Annotated in this window: 13 protein-coding genes and 2 other annotated features; of the genes, 6 read left to right on the top strand and 7 right to left on the bottom strand. The window is 44.3% G+C overall.

What is annotated here, in order from left to right; genetic code table 11:
• Positions 1-4 precede the first annotated feature (4 nt).
• Genes trpD through trpE form a run of 3 tightly spaced genes read right to left on the bottom strand, consistent with a single transcriptional unit; the run spans position 5 to position 3,021 of the window.
• Positions 5-1,039: an anthranilate phosphoribosyltransferase gene (gene trpD / locus ACI3E5_RS03655; RefSeq protein WP_123834024.1), complete on the bottom strand. Its 1,035-nt coding sequence runs from the start codon at positions 1,037-1,039 to the stop codon at positions 5-7.
• A gap of 16 nt (positions 1,040-1,055) precedes the next feature.
• Positions 1,056-1,634: an anthranilate synthase component II gene (locus ACI3E5_RS03650; protein ID WP_421758489.1), complete on the bottom strand. Its 579-nt coding sequence runs from the start codon at positions 1,632-1,634 to the stop codon at positions 1,056-1,058.
• The gene (gene trpE / locus ACI3E5_RS03645; RefSeq protein WP_498820796.1) at positions 1,615-3,021 is read right to left on the bottom strand and encodes an anthranilate synthase component I; all 1,407 of its coding nucleotides are present in this window, start codon (positions 3,019-3,021) and stop codon (positions 1,615-1,617) included. The genes ACI3E5_RS03650 and trpE overlap by 20 nt, the downstream gene beginning before the upstream one ends.
• A gap of 58 nt (positions 3,022-3,079) precedes the next feature.
• Positions 3,080-3,327: a binding site (T-box leader), on the bottom strand.
• A 66-nt stretch (positions 3,328-3,393) separates the two neighbouring features.
• Positions 3,394-3,606, bottom strand: a binding site (T-box leader).
• Between the two features lie 862 nt (positions 3,607-4,468).
• Between trpE and mafR the strand changes: the two genes are divergently transcribed.
• Complete coding sequence (mafR, locus tag ACI3E5_RS03640) at positions 4,469-5,920, top strand: global transcriptional activator MafR (protein ID WP_498820795.1); 1,452 nt, start codon at positions 4,469-4,471, stop codon at positions 5,918-5,920.
• Positions 5,921-5,936: 16 nt separating this feature from the next.
• On the opposite strand, the gene ACI3E5_RS03635 is transcribed toward mafR, so the two are convergent.
• On the bottom strand, positions 5,937-8,501 hold the full coding sequence (locus ACI3E5_RS03635; RefSeq protein WP_498820794.1) for an HAD-IC family P-type ATPase: 2,565 nt from the start codon (positions 8,499-8,501) through the stop codon (positions 5,937-5,939).
• 268 nt (positions 8,502-8,769) lie between these two features.
• On the opposite strand from ACI3E5_RS03635, the gene ACI3E5_RS03630 reads away from it, so the two are divergent.
• A complete protein-coding gene (locus ACI3E5_RS03630) occupies positions 8,770-9,108 on the top strand; it encodes a RidA family protein (protein ID WP_231472455.1) in 339 nt (112 codons plus the stop codon).
• A 78-nt stretch (positions 9,109-9,186) separates the two neighbouring features.
• Here ACI3E5_RS03630 and ACI3E5_RS03625 read toward each other — a convergent pair whose 3' ends face one another.
• Positions 9,187-10,311 (bottom strand): glycerate kinase family protein, encoded by a 1,125-nt coding sequence (locus tag ACI3E5_RS03625; protein ID WP_498820793.1) that lies wholly within the window; start codon positions 10,309-10,311, stop codon positions 9,187-9,189.
• Positions 10,312-10,481: 170 nt separating this feature from the next.
• Between ACI3E5_RS03625 and ACI3E5_RS03620 the strand changes: the two genes are divergently transcribed.
• From ACI3E5_RS03620 to ACI3E5_RS03605, 4 genes are read left to right on the top strand one after another with little or no spacing between them, the layout of a single operon-like run.
• The gene (locus ACI3E5_RS03620) at positions 10,482-11,672 is read left to right on the top strand and encodes a helix-turn-helix domain-containing protein (protein ID WP_231472453.1); all 1,191 of its coding nucleotides are present in this window, start codon (positions 10,482-10,484) and stop codon (positions 11,670-11,672) included.
• The gene (locus ACI3E5_RS03615; protein ID WP_201705929.1) at positions 11,665-11,892 is read left to right on the top strand and encodes a PLD nuclease N-terminal domain-containing protein; all 228 of its coding nucleotides are present in this window, start codon (positions 11,665-11,667) and stop codon (positions 11,890-11,892) included. The genes ACI3E5_RS03620 and ACI3E5_RS03615 overlap by 8 nt, the downstream gene beginning before the upstream one ends.
• The gene (locus ACI3E5_RS03610; RefSeq protein ID WP_010747961.1) at positions 11,889-12,800 is read left to right on the top strand and encodes an ABC transporter ATP-binding protein; all 912 of its coding nucleotides are present in this window, start codon (positions 11,889-11,891) and stop codon (positions 12,798-12,800) included. Before ACI3E5_RS03615 ends, ACI3E5_RS03610 begins: the two co-directional genes overlap by 4 nt.
• Positions 12,797-13,561, top strand: coding sequence for an ABC transporter permease (locus ACI3E5_RS03605; RefSeq protein ID WP_201688919.1), 765 nt, complete (start codon positions 12,797-12,799; stop codon positions 13,559-13,561). Before ACI3E5_RS03610 ends, ACI3E5_RS03605 begins: the two co-directional genes overlap by 4 nt.
• A gap of 102 nt (positions 13,562-13,663) precedes the next feature.
• Here ACI3E5_RS03605 and ACI3E5_RS03600 read toward each other — a convergent pair whose 3' ends face one another.
• Both ACI3E5_RS03600 and ACI3E5_RS03595 read right to left on the bottom strand, forming a co-directional pair.
• Complete coding sequence (locus tag ACI3E5_RS03600; protein WP_016610336.1) at positions 13,664-14,287, bottom strand: YitT family protein; 624 nt, start codon at positions 14,285-14,287, stop codon at positions 13,664-13,666.
• A gap of 164 nt (positions 14,288-14,451) precedes the next feature.
• Positions 14,452-15,012 (bottom strand): NAD(P)H-binding protein, encoded by a 561-nt coding sequence (locus ACI3E5_RS03595; protein WP_208770130.1) that lies wholly within the window; start codon positions 15,010-15,012, stop codon positions 14,452-14,454.
• Positions 15,013-15,094: the final 82 nt, after the last annotated feature.

Here is a 15,094-nt window from a genome sequence, read left to right as displayed (position 1 = left end):
GTAGTCATTGGCTATTTGACTGGCGGATCAACTCCTGCAGTTTGTCATAGGCGGCACCCGAAGCGATACACGCCCGTGCCATCGCAAACCCTTCTGCTAGCGTGGTGGCTTTGCCGTTAGCGTAAAAGCCTAACCCTGCATTTAAGACCACCGTTTCTAGATAAACGGAGGGTTGATTTTTCAACACCGCAGTTAAGATCGCCGCATTTTGAGCGGCATCCCCGCCGACGATCGCCTCGATTGGCGCTGGCGTAAAGCCGTACGCTTGTGGATCCAAAGAAAAATTGGCTACCTCTCCTCCTTGATAAAAGCTGATCGCAGTTTCACCTGCCAAATTGGCTTCATCCATTCCATTGCACCCATGGATCACCATTGCTCTTTGCCGACCAAGACTGCCTAACGCCTGAGCGGTGTCGGCCAAGCTCTCGCCTGCGTAAGTCCCAATCAGTTGCGTAGTCAACGGAACAGGATTGATCAAGGGGCCTAATAGATTAAAAATCGTTGGCGTTGCTAATTCTTGCCGTATCTTCATCACTGCTTTCATGCCTGGATGCAACGAGGGAGCGAAGAGAAACGCGATGCCGACAGTCGTTAATAGCTCAGCGATTTTTTCTGGTGATGCTTGGATCGATACCCCCAAGCAGGCTAAGACATCGGCACTGCCTGAACGACTAGAGATACTGCGATTGCCGTGTTTTGCCATCGTGATTCCCCCGGCTGCTAACACGAAAGCCGCCGTAGTGGAGACATTAAAACTATTGGAGTGGTCGCCGCCAGTACCGCAATTGTCCATGGCGTCTCCTCCTTCATAAGGAATGGTCACGGCATGCTCTAACATGATTTCCGCTAAAGCGGTCAATTCGGCGGCTGTGATGCCGTTGATCTTCATCGCAACTAACGCTGCCCCCAATTGACTTTCTGAAAACATCCCGCTTAAAATTCCTTGAGCAAAGTGGCGCATCTCCTGATAACTTAAATGACTGCCATTAAAAAGCTGCTGGGTGATTTGCTGCGGCTGCTGTATTTTGACTGCTTCCATAAATGTTCCTCCTTTTTCATTTGCTGCTTTTTGCTGATTTCTCTGAAATGAGTTCAAGAAACCGCTGGATAAAAAACGCCCCTTCGTTTGTCCCCATTGATTCAGGGTGGAATTGAAGGCCTACGATCGGCTTTTGTCGATGCTGGATCGCCATGATGATCCCTTTTGTTTCAGCCAATACCTCAAATTGTGCAGGAAGGGTCGCTGGCTCAATGACCAGCGAGTGATAGCGCATGACAGTCATGTCTCCTAGGTAGGTTTCGAATACGCCTTTTTTCTGATACGTAAGGCTCGATTGCTTGCCGTGCATAATGGCTGGTGCTTGGACCACTTTGGCACCAAACGCTTCTCCAATGGCTTGATGACCTAAGCAGATCCCTAGAAGCGGCTTGCTATTGTGATATGTTTTGATCAAAGGAATCATGAATCCTGCCTCTGCGGGACGTCCTGGTCCTGGAGAAAAAATGATGGCATCTGCTTCTTCAGCAACAAGGAAAAGGTCTGGATCATCATTTCGCAAGACGACTGTTTCTTCTGGACAGAGCTGGAGAAGATTGTAAGTAAACGAATCATAGTTATCGACGATTAAAATCATTGGCTGACACCTCCAATAGTGCTTTGGCTTTGTGTAAGGTTTCGTGGTATTCAGATGAGGAATCAGAATCATAAACGACACCCGCCCCTGCCTGGACATAAACGATCGCGTCTTTCAAAACCATTGTCCGAATCCCGATGGCAAAATCCGCTTGATCGTTTCGAGAAAAATACCCAACGGCTCCCGCATAGACCCCTCTTCGAACAGCTTCCCATTGATAGATGCGAGTCATGGCACGAATCTTTGGTGCCCCGCTGACCGTGCCTGCTGGCAGGGTTGCTTTCAAGGCATCCATTGCCGTCACACCTGCTCTGCGCTTGGCAGCCACCACCGAAACGATATGCATGACATAGCGGTATTTCTCAATCACCATGTATAAAGGAACATGAACCGTGCCATGTTCAGCGATTCGACCCAAATCATTGCGCCCCAGATCGATCAGCATTTGGTGCTCTGCACGTTCTTTTTCATCTGCTAATAGTTCCGCCGCCAAAGCTTCGTCTTCTGCTTTGGTTGCCCCTCGTTTACGGGTACCAGCGATTGGATTTGTGGTGATCGTTGTTCCTTGAACCCGAATCAAGCTTTCAGGTGAACTGCCGATCACTTTGAATCCGTGATCGAAATCAAGATAATAGAGGTAGGCAGACGGATTCGTCACTCGCAGTTTTCGGTAATAGTCAAAAGGATCTTGCGTAAATGCTGCTTGCAGACGTTGGGAAGGAACAACTTGAAACATATCCCCTGCCGTAATTCGGGCTTTTGCCTCACGAACGATCGTTTCATAGGCATGTTGAGTAACATTACTTATAAAATGCAGCTTTTCATTCGATAACCCACGGGTCTCAGCTGCGACCGGTGTCCTTAATTGCTGCTGCACCGCTTGGAGTACCTGCTCCATCTCGGCGGCCCCCCTTTGGCTGTAGCAATTTTCAAGGATGATCGTCAAGGTTTCCCTTTGATGGTCCAGAACGAGAAAGGTTTCAAAAAGCCAAAAGGCCATATCAGGCACCTGCAATTCATCTGCGGGCAGTTGTCCAATATCTTCATAGCAAGCTGCGATATCATAGCCCGCATACCCGATCGCCCCACTTTGCAACGGCAGATTCGGTAAAGCGGTGGTTTCTTTTTTGACTACATACCGTTCCATTTCTTTTAAAGGGTCCTGACAGGGATACTTGTTGACCGTTTTTTCCAAAATATCCTCCACTTGAAAAACACCATCCTTAAAGGTCAGTTTCTGAACAGGATCAAAGGTGAGGATCGAATAGCGTCCCGTATCTTCTTCTCTGGGAATACTTTCCAGTAAACATTTATGCGCCCCTTGAATCCGTAAAAACACTGAGACAGGTGTCAAACAATCGCTGTTGATTCGTTCCATTCGATACATAAGCTGCTCCTTTCTTTGTAAACAAAAAGCCCTCAAGCAAACATCATAAAAACGTCTGCTTGAGGGCGAATGACCGCGGTACCACCTCAATTGAAAGTTGCCTAAAAAAACAACTTCTTCTCTATCAACCGTCTAACAACGGTCTTCCTCTATAACGGGAGTTCCCGCATTTTCCTACTGCCAAAAAAAGGGTTCAAAAAATGATCGGCTAAGGCCATTTCCTTGATTTCTTGGTATCGGACTCTCATCACCGCCGACTTTCTGTAACCAAAAAAGACTCAAGTACTTCTCTTAGTTTGATTTTACGTTTATTTTTCTATTGGTTGAAGGGCAAGAAAAACAAAAAAGCCCTCATGCAAACAAACTCGTCTGCATGAGGGCGATTACTCACGGTGCCACCTCAATTGGTTCTCTAGATCGTCTATCAACGATCGTTCTCTGTAACGGGAGATCCCGAAAAAAGCCTACTGATTTCAGCCTTTCGACACAAAAGTCCATTTCTGAAGCGTCAATCTGCTGATTTACACCACCATCAGCTCTCTGCAAGACGAACGTCCTCATACTTCTCTTTTGTTTGGTCTTTACTAGTTATTGGTAGCTATATTACGTGGCTTTTGCTGATCTGTCAACAGAAAAAAGCGAATTTTCTATTTTTGTCTCCTTTTGACAATACAAGAAAACAACCTACAATGGGTTGCCTTAACCAAAATAAAAAGACATTCTTTAGGACAAAAATCTCCTTCACTTCTTTCAGCGTACTTAATTATAGCTGCTACTCTATTTAAATAATATTTGTTTTTTTATAACCCTTACGTGAAGATCAAAGAGTGAAAACTTTGCTATAATTTTGCCAAAAAATCGACATTTTTCCAAAATTTTCATAACATCATGAAAAAACAGAATTGTTATTTGAAATATTCTTCTATATGATTGAACCGAATGTAAGAAAGGGTGATTAAATGCACATAGACAAATTATATTTTTCCACCTTTATTTATAAAATGAGCTGCTTAGAATTTACTTACTCTCTCATTCAATCCAATGAGAAAAAAGTCGAATTATCCGAGGAAGAACAAGCCGAAATTGAATGGATCATCAATTCTGCGCTCCATCGAAAACTCTACGCCTCTCGCAAAAAGAGTCTTTTTTCCTCAAAAATAAAATTGTCGAAAGAAAGTTATTCTATGTATTTGCGAATGAAGAAATACGAACACATGATAGACCTCTAACCGTTAAAACACATAAAACAAACGCATTCCTTTAGACAGTTACTCAGAAGGTTGTCGATCCCATCTTTTTTAATAAAAAAAACATCATCCAGTGAATTGGAAATAGCAAAACTTGCCTTTTTCGTATAAAATCAAAAAGAACACGAAAGAGTTGTCATTCATCAAAACAGTCAATGTGACTCTTTTGACCTTCAAGACTCGGAAAGGAAGTTTTTGTCATGGATGGGATGATGAAAAAAATCATTACGGAGAAGGATTTATTACGTCAGATCCTTCTCTTGGAACAACTGGCGAATCACAAAATGATCACTGCCAAGCAACTAGCAAAATTGATCGATACGACGGAGCGAACCGTTTTTTCCGATCTAACCTATATTCGCCAACAATTGCCTGATGGTTGGCAGATCGAAGCTGCCAGTAGCGGCTTTGCTCTGACCCATGATGGGCCATTGTTGATGAGTCAGCTCTGGGAAACGTTTTTCCCTCAATCGATCGGTGTTTCTTTGATGAAAGCATTGCTTTTTTCCAGCGAACTCCGTACGCAAGATATTCTTAGCCAAACAGGGACATCCTATGAGACCTTGCGACGACATGTGACAAAATTGAACAAAAGTCTCACTGATTTTTCGTTGCGGATTCGGATCACCAATCGCATGATCCGCTTTGAAGGAAGTGAGATCAACATCCGTGTTTTTTTTCATCGCCTGTTACTGCCATACACCCATAACAATTACTTTTTTGAGGAATATACGATTCATGAGTCCCACTATTATCATTTCTTGGATCGCTTAGCAAAAGCCAAGCTGCAGATCGAAGTGGAACAAATCTACGGTACCTGCTGGTTTTTTATCAATACGATTCGCATCAAAGCCAATTGCCGTATCGATTCCTTTGAATTTCAGGGGGACGATCCCCTTTATCGCCTTTTCCAACAGCCATTAAGTCAGCTGTATCAAAAAGAAGGCGTTTATTTAGAACGCAGCGAACACTTCTTTAGCTTCTACTGCTTCTTAGAAAGTTGGAACTACAATAACGACTGGTCCGCAACGATCCAAGCAACCCTTGAATCCTACCAAACCATTTATCAGAAAACGACCCATTTTGTTGGAAAACTAGACCGCTTGTTGCAGTTGTCTTTAGCTAGTGATACACAACTGATTGAGAATCTACTGTTGCTTTTGATCAAATCGCAAGAGTCAGCCAAGCTCTCAGAATTGTTCGGGCTCGAATTTCACGAGATCCAACGGTTAAATCAACCCTATTCGCTACCGATCGAAGCGACGATCCATGACTTTTTAGAAGAGCAAACAGCCAGTCAATCGGAAATGAGTTTTCCATTATGGTCAACCACCACCTTACTGATCCAACAAGCGATTTTACAAATCAATCCCATTCGCGCAAAAGGGTATTTTGTTTTCCAAGGTGAGCCTGCCTGGAAAGCTTATCTCCTGCAAGAATTGAATGACTTCCTCGGTGCCCGCATCCTTTTATCGGCGATCGAGCCTGGTCAACTTGAAGCGTTGGCGAAAATCGAGGTTGATTTTATTCTCTCAAATTTCCCTTTAGAGGAAGTATCTGCTCCAGTTTTTTACTTATCGATGGTACCAACGAAAAATGAGCTCAATCAAGTGACTGAGCTCATCCAAACCTATTATTTAAGCTATCGCTAGAATCATCAAGCTGCCGCTACTGCTTCACTGGAGCGGCTTTTTGCCGTCCTTGCAGCTTATTCGTAATAAATTTCTCACCCTCAACGACTGCGAAAAGGAGTGCGCCGTTAGCAGCGATACTCAACTGCTGCATCAAGGTCAAAGAACCGATCCCTAAAAGCTGGTGTCCTAGAGGGGTTAGGAAAATCGCTGCCTGTAATACGATCAGCAGTGAAAGAGAAACGAATAGCGCTCGGTTGGCAAACAGTTGGCGATTCAAGGCTGGCTTGACCAGCTCACGACAGTTCAACAAGTAGACCGCTTGGGCAAAGACGATACTTTGCAGTAGCATGCTTTGCTGAAGGACCGTTCCTTCAAACTGAATCGCTAAGACGTAGGAAGGAATCATGATCAACAGCGAGACGTAGAAGATGCGGAACAGACTGTACCAAGATAAGATACCTTCTTTGATTGGCCGTGGTGGTCGATTCATGACATCCGCACTTGCCTTTTCAAAACCGAGTGCGTAAGAAAGCGTGATGGTTGTCACCATATTTACCCATAAAATTTGGACAGGTGTTAGTGGCAGTGGTCGGTTCAACAAGAGTGCCGCAATAACGATCAATCCTTGGGCAACCGCAGTTGGTAAGAAGAAGTTGATGGTTTTCTTCAAATTATCGTAGATTCGACGACCCACTCGGACGGCATTGGCGATCGTATGAAAATTATCGTCTGCCAAAACCATATCGGCTGCTTGCTTGGTTACTTCACTGCCTTTGATCCCCATAGCGATCCCAATATCGGCTTTTTTCAGCGCTGGTGCATCGTTGACGCCATCACCGGTCATTCCGACGATCTCTTCATTGGCCTGCAAGGCACTAACGATCCGTAATTTATGCTCTGGGGTCGTTCGAGCAAAGATATCTGTCTTTTGGACGGCTTGCTGCAATTCTTCCTCCGACAGCAGATCGATTTCTAACCCTTCCAACACGTGATTCGTGTGCTTCAAGCCAATTTGCTTGCCGATGGCTTGAGCAGTCTTGCCATGGTCTCCTGTGATTATTTTGACTTGGATGCCCGCTTGCAAGCACTCTTTTACCGCTTTGATGGCACTGTCTTTCGGAGGATCAATGATACCAGCGATCCCGACAAAGGTTAAATTGGTTAGCCCTTCGTGGGACAAGGACTCCTGTGCCGACAGCGTCAGATGCGCAAAGCCGATCAGCCGCTGCCCTTTCGCTGCTAATTTTGCACTTTCATCTAACCACCATTGCTTTTGATCTGAAGTCAGTTGGCTTTTCTCAAGCAACACTTCGGGCGCACCTTTGACAAAAACTACCGAGGCATTCGGCTCTTCTTGATTTTGATGGCGTGTTGCCATGTACTTGTAAGAGGAACTAAAAGGAATCTTATCGACTGTTTTACGCAATGGTTGCTGCGCTGATTCTGCGTATTGTAACAAGGCTTTTTCGGTTGGGTTCCCAACGAGATCCGCAGCCTTTTGTCCTTCGTCTTGCTTCAAGTCTTGACAATTTGCCATGATATCAAGCACCGTTGCTTTATCCACGTTTGACTCAACTAAAACATCGACGACCGTCATTTCATTTTTGGTCAAGGTTCCTGTTTTATCTGAACAAATCACCGTCATGGCACCTAGTGTCTCCACTGATGGCATCGTTTTGATGATTACTTGCTCCTCGGACATTTCCTTGACACCCATCGATAAAATCATGGTCAGCACGGCTGGCAAACCCTCAGGAATCATTGCTACCACTAAGGCGATCCCTGATGAGAACAAGAGATCAAGATCAAAGCCGTAGCGGAAGGTAGTAAAGAAGATCAAGAAAATCACTAATCCGATAATGCCTTTAAAGATTTGGTGATTCAATTGCTTCATTTTTTTGATCAACGGGGTTTCTTGCGCTTTCACAGACTGAATTGCTTGATTGATCTGGCCGATTTGTGTATCGTCGCCTGTTTCAACGACGATCCCGCTGGCAGTTCCGCTTTCTACATGGGTACCAGAAAACGCCATGTTCCGCTGGTCACCAATTGTACTTTCTTGAGTAATAGGCTCGGTCATTTTTTGAACAGGCTCAGATTCGCCAGTTAAAATCGACTCTTCAATCACAAGATCATGGGTTTCGATCAAGCGCATATCTGCTGGTACAACATCTCCTGGTCCTAAAACGACTAAATCTCCATATACTAAGGAAGAAACAGCAATTTTCTTCTTGCGGCCGTGAACATAAATCGTTGCTTCTTGCCCCATGAACTGCTTCAATCCATCCAGTGATTCTTGGGCTTTGCGCTCTTGCCAGTAGCCGACGAATCCATTGATGACGACGACCGCCATAATAATGCCGCTTTCGATATAATCACCAGAAATCCCTTTTAAGACGGCTGCGACGATCAAGACCAACATCAGTAAGTCGGTAAAATGCTTGCCGACTTTCTTCCATGTGGGGATCTGCGCTGCCTCAGTAATTTTATTTTCACCTTGCTTTGCTAAACGCTGGTTGCGTTCTTCGGAGGAAAGGCCCTGCCGTGATGTTTGCAACGTGTGTAATAGTTCTTCTGTTGTGTTTTTGTACCAATTCATATTTTTTTCCTCCTTGTTTATTTATTTGATCTGAACATAGTATAAGACATTAAAACCATAAAATTCTGGCGATAATTTCAGCCGAGCCTGAAAAAAATGAGTGTTTTTATTAAAGGGGAAGAGCGGCTTGGTCGCGCGGTTTCATACAACTAAATGAAAACGTAAGTTGATTGTTTTTGCAGGTGGAATCAAGTAAACTAGGACACACCCAACCAATTTCTATCTGTCCCATCATCCAAAGGCAAGATAGACGAAAGGAGCCAAAGAAATGGCAATCTATACCGATACAAAAATCGCTCAAGGACCTTTTCTTTTCATTTCTGGTCAAACGCCTTCGCAAGACGGAGCCACACCTGAGGACCCGCAAGAGCAAACAACCATCGTTTTGAAAAAGATCGAACAGCTTCTATCAGCCAATCAACTGTCCTGGTCATCAGTGGTCAAAATGACCGTCTTTTTAACAGATGCTGCCTACTTAGCTGCTGTCCGTACGGCGTTTACAGTTATTTTGGCAGAAAACAAACCAGCCATGAGTCTCGTCATCGTTGCCGGCTTGGTTGCCCCTGAATTTAAAGTAGAGATTGAAGCACAAGCTACCATGGCTTAAGCACAGAGAAAAACACCAAAAAAACTTCGTACAAAAGGCAGTAGCCAATTCGAAGTTTTTTTGGTGTTATCTTCTTATTCAGTCTTTTTTTTGCCACTGCTCCACAAAACCAGCGATGGCTTGAGCAGTCTGTTGAGCATTCACTAAGGTTCGCTTTTTCTCCATCGCTTCTGTCAACGAAACCGGACCTTGCTGGATACAAAAGACGGCAGATAGTAGTTGCGGCAGTTTTCCTAGATCGTCGCTTCGGGAGCCGCAGATGGCAACGACCGGGACCTGATGTTTGTGGGCGAGCAACGCGACGCCATAGGGTACTTTTCCCCCAGCGGTTTGCCCATCGATGCGTCCTTCACCCGTGATCAACAAATCTGCTTCTTTGATTTTTTCCTCAAATCCAATCAATGAAGCGATCGTCGCAAATCCTAGAACCAATTGACCACCTGCCAAATGAACAGCACCACCAATCCCACCTGCCGCACCAGCGCCAGGGACTTCCAGATCGATCCCTGTGGTCCGCTTGATGTGCTCAGCCAAGCGCTTTGCCTGCTGATCCAACTGCTGGATCGTTTCTTGGGATGCCCCTTTTTGCGGACCAAAAACTGGCGCAAATCCCTGATTGCCAAAATAGGGATTTGTTACATCGGTTAAAGCAAACAGGGCAATTTGTGCCAGCAGAGGGTTCAACTGGCTGAGCGCCAGAGATTCTGCCTGCAGCAAAGGATTGTTTTCCATTCGCTCGTTTCTTTGAATGGTTGCTCCTAGCGCAAGTAAAAAGCCTACGCCCCCATCAGAAGTGCCGCTACCGCCAAGGGTCAGGTAAATTTTTTTCACACCTTGCCTGCAAGCTGCTAAGACCATTTGGCCTAAACCAAAAGAAGAGCTATTGCGGGTGGTCTCGTCACTAGGTTCCACGAGTTGCAACCCAATCACTTCTGCAGATTCAATCAGGGCAATTTTTTCTTCTTTGATTTTTGTGACCAACATACGGGCTTGCAACTTACCGCCTAATGGAGCGGTCACTGAAACCGTTTCGTAATTGCCTCCCAGCGCAGCAATGACTGCTGCCATTGACCCTTCTCCCCCATCAGCGATTGGGATACTGCGTGTTTCCCACTGGTCTGAAAACCCGCTTAAGACCGCTTGATTTAGTTCTGCGGAAGTGGCACTTCCTTTGAAGGAATCGATCGCTGCTACAACTTTCATTTTTCTACCTCTCATTTACGATCATCTCTTTCCCAAAGATTGGAATACTTCGCCTTATAATCAACTTTTAGTTAATTAAATCAACCAAAAATTAACTAGCAATCCATTGTAAGTCATCTCTTCTCCTCTTATGATAGAAGTATACCAAACAAACCTATCGGAGGTGCACTATGGACTTACCAATTGGCGAGGAAATCGCTCGGAGAAGAAAACAACGAGGTATTACCCAGCAAGAATTAGCAGTGTTTATGAATGTGTCCAAAGCATCCGTTTCGAAATGGGAAACGGGACAGTCTTATCCAGATATCACCTCGCTGCCCTTATTAGCAGCGTATTTTGATTGCAGCGTCGATGAATTATTGATTTTGGACTCGCAGCTATCCCCTAAAGAGATCCAACGCATCTATCAATTACTAAAAGACGCCTTTCAAACAAAAACACCAAGCGAAGTCCTCGCGCTGGCACAAAGTTTTACCAAACGGTATTACTCTTGTTACCCGTTCTTGTTACAGATGGGCTCCTTTTACTTAAATCATTGGGATCTTTTGCCAGATGTCCCTGTAGCAGATAGCACAGAAGGGCACCCCTCTGAAGAAGCCTTGATGGAAGCGAAGAAAACTACCTATTTGAAAGAAGCAGAAATCCTTTATCAACGGATCATTGCGCATGGTGACAATGCGTTGGCACAACAAGCGCAACAAATCGAAGCCTATTGTCTGCTGATGAGAAACAAACCCGATGAGGTCTTGGCGATCCTTGGCACGAAAACTCTCTCTTTTTTACCTAGCGAACCGTTGATTGCCGCCGCATTTCAGCAAAAAAATCAGTTGCAACAAGCTGAGATTGTGACGCAAAGTGCGATTTACCAATACTTGATTCTTTTTATGAGCTTACTGACAAATTATTTGGCAATGCTCACACAAGACGAGGAGCAACTGGAAAAAACCTTTGCACGTGGGCTGGCACTCAGCGAGAGCTTCCAACTGGCCCAGCTGCATCCCCTTTCTTTACTGAATTTTCTAGCCGCTGGGATGGTTTCTTTTGCCGCTTTGGGAAAAGAAAGCTTATTGCTGCAAGCATTAACGCTGTATGTGAAAACATTAGCAGACACGCCTGAGGAAATCGTTTTGAAAGGAGACGATTATTTCAACAGCATCGATGAGTGGATCAGCGAATTAGAATTAGGTAGTCAGATCCCGCGGAACTCAGACAATGTCAAAAAACAATTTCTCGAAATCGCGCAGTTCACACCATTATTTGAACCTTATCTGAAGCAACCACTATTTAAAGAATTATTTCAGCAGCTGCAAAAACTGTCCGAACAAGAAAATGAGCCACAAAGGAGGGCTTCACATGAATAGTGTTTCACTAAATATACCAGAAAATATGTCTGATTATTTGCCCGTACTGATCCCCTTGGTTGTTTTGCAATTGGTCTTGATCGTCTTGGCGGTTCGCGATATTTTAAAACAAGAACAGTTTAAATTCGGCTCCCGCATTCTTTGGCTTTTCATCGCCTGTTTTGTTAGCCTGATCGGTCCTATCCTTTATTTTGCTTTCGGAAAAGAGGACCAACAATGAAGATGATCGAGATCAACCATTTATCCAAGCGTTTTGGGCGCAAACAAGTGCTGCAAGACCTAACCTTTTCGGTTCCAAAGGGCAGCGTTGTGGGGTTTGTCGGGGAAAATGGTGCTGGCAAAACAACGACCATGAAGGCGATTTTAGGATTGCTCCCCATTGATGAAGGCGAAATCACCGTTTGCGGCGAAGTGGTGCAATTCGGCTCAGCCAAGACCAATCGCTGGATCGGCTATTTACCAGATGTACCGCAGTTTTACTCGTTTATGACAGCTGTAGAATATTTGACTTTCTGCGGAAAAATTCAGCCAAATAAAGAATCTTTTCAGCCTCAGCGAGTGATGGAAGTTTTAGAGTTGGTAGGCCTGAAAGCTTCGAAACAAAAAATCGCTGGCTTTTCTCGCGGCATGAAGCAACGTCTAGGGTTAGCCCAAGCTCTGATCAACCGCCCCGCCATCTTGATTTGTGATGAACCAACATCCGCACTAGACCCTCTAGGACGCAAAGCATTTCTTGATGTATTGGAAAAAATCAAAGAAGAAACGACAGTGCTTTTTTCCTCTCATATTCTCGCAGATGTCGAACAGCTGTCAGATTATATTGCGATTTTGCACAAAGGTCAGATCCGTGCGTTCGAAACGATGGATTCCTTAAAAAACCGTTATCGAAAAACCGTCTTTGGGATTGTCTTTACCGACGAAGGTGACCATTTAAAATTTGCCAAGGTGTTAGCAATCCACGGCATATCGGCAAAAAGAAAGAACAATCAATTACTGATCGATGAACAAACTGGAACCAATATCGGTTCACAGCTGCTACAATTGCTGAACGAACAACACATTGTCCCAGAATCCTTTCAAAGAATCGAACCATCGTTAGAGTCGATTTATTTGGAGGTGATTAAATGAATGCGTTTCTTGTTTTCTTAAAAAAAGAGTTTCTCGGCGGTCTTCGCAGCAAAAAACTACTGATTTGCTTGATCCTGTTTGCCCTGATTGGTATGCTTTCTCCCTTTACTGCCAAAATCATGCCAGAACTGATGGCCAGTATGATGCCGGAATCGATTGAAATCACGATTGCTGATCCGACATCGATCGATGCGTGGCTTCAGTTTTACAGCAACATCGGCACGATTGGCCTGCTAGTATTTGTGATTCTTTTTACCGATACGCTCTCAGCCGAAATAAATCAGGGTACCTTTATTCAGCTGATCACCAGAGGCTTACCAAAAACCACGATCGTCATAGCAAAAGCTTGCTATTTAATGATTCTTTGGTCTTTGAGTTACCTCATAAGTGCCAGTGTCAGTGCTTTTTATGCGATGATTTATTTCGATGATTCCAGCGCTGCTCAAGTCCCTAGCGCTTTGGTCAGCTATTGGCTTTTCGGTTTACTAGCAATCAGCATCCTGCTGCTAGGCTCCAGCTTTGCCAAAAGCATCTATCAAGGACTGTTGTTTATTGGCGCCTGTTATCTGATCGGACTGTTAGGTAGTTTGTGGAGCCAATTAACAAATTGGAACCCTTATTCTCTTTCTAGCCAATTTCCTAACTACTTAACCAACCAAATCAAACTAGGAGAACTACTGCCAGCGCTGCTGCTGAGTTGCTTATTGATCATCAGCTGCCTAGCGGGGGCTATTGCTGTTTTGAGAAAAAGAAACTATTAAAAAACCATCGGTGCAAATGTTGTACTGACCTCCTGTAGGTAGACGTTTCGTCTAACTCGTGGGGGTCACTACCTGTTGCACCGATGGTTTGCTTCTGCTAGTTTATTCTAGTTCTGCTGTTTCTTGAACGTTCACTGCTTTTTTTGCCTGTGTTTTTTGCTCGATCCGCATAAAGAAGCGCATGAAAAAGGCAATCAAATAGATAGAGAAAGCGGAAATGAGGGCTTCTTGCCAAGAAAAAATCAGGAGATTCAACAAGATGATGATCAGATTGGTTAAGAAGACACCACTAGACTTTCGAATGCCATAGTATTTTTCCAAAATCAGCGGCGGAATCGTGACCCCACCATTGGAAGCACCGATTTTATAAAGTGAAAAAATACCGAAGCTAAAGAAGAAACTACCTAAAATCAAGGAAACAGAATAAAAACGCAAGAGCATGATCTCTGGTAAAAGCGCCAGAAGAACGGGAAATGCCAGACTGCCGATAACCGTATTGACAAAGACCTCTCGCTTTAAAAGCAAAAATGCCAATGCCAGCATCAACAAATTAATCCCCCAGACAACGATATGACGATTGATCGACCAGCCGGTTTCGATCAGGTAGCCGATCGACCCGACACCAGCAGAAGCAATACTGTGAGGCAAAAGGAAAAAGTTTAATGCGATGCAGATCCACAGCACCCCAAGCAATAAAGCAAGATTTTTTTTGATAAGTGATTCCATCAACGTTCTCCTTTCAATCTGGCAACTAATTTTATGGATAAAAGCTTCTGTCTATTCTATCAAAAAAAGCTCAAAAGAAAGAACCATTTTTTTCATGAAAACATGAAAAAAATGATTCTGAACTTCAAGAAAGCATGTTGGTTTTCATCACAAATGCACAGGCTTTAGGCTGTATAGCAGTGATACATCGCAAGCATTTCTTCTGCGACTGCTTCTTGCCATCCCCCTGGCTGTAACATGCATTCTTCCATTGATGGCAAATGAACAAAGCGAACAGCCAACTCTGAGCCTACAATCAATTGGTAGGACATCAAGCGATTTTTTTGCTGCAAGAGCAGCTGATGCTTTTTCGGGGAAAGGGAAAGATCAGTTGCGGACACCAATTGCTTCAATGCCTCCGATGTACAAAGTCTTTTTTCGGGTGCGACACTGATCAATTGGTTGACCTCTGCTAATTTCATTGCCTCGATCACCCGCAGCGTTGCCCGAGGATCATGGATATCCGTCAAAAAAACCGACTGGCAACCTTGCAATGCCCGAACGAGTCGTCCTAAATCGAGAAAGTCACCATCAATGATCGTCTCACGGGCAGCATCGATCTGTTGCAATCGCTCCGTTGCCTGGCGGGCATAGAGTACTAGGGAGAAATTGGTTCTTTCTAAAAGTGTTTGGCGTGTCAGCTGCCCAATCGTTCCAGCAGCACCTAAAATCGCAAGTCGTTTCATAAGCTTCCTTGTATATTAGAGTTAGGGTTTTAACCTTCCGGTTTTGATTGGATAACCCTATGAACCATCGTTATTTTAATTT

Origin of the sequence: Candidatus Enterococcus avicola (assembly GCF_047470845.1) — a bacterium.
GTDB classification, from domain to species: domain Bacteria; phylum Bacillota; class Bacilli; order Lactobacillales; family Enterococcaceae; genus Enterococcus_D; species Enterococcus_D casseliflavus.
The sequence above is the reverse complement of the archived record's forward strand: the minus strand, read 5'-3'. Positions and strand labels throughout refer to the sequence as shown.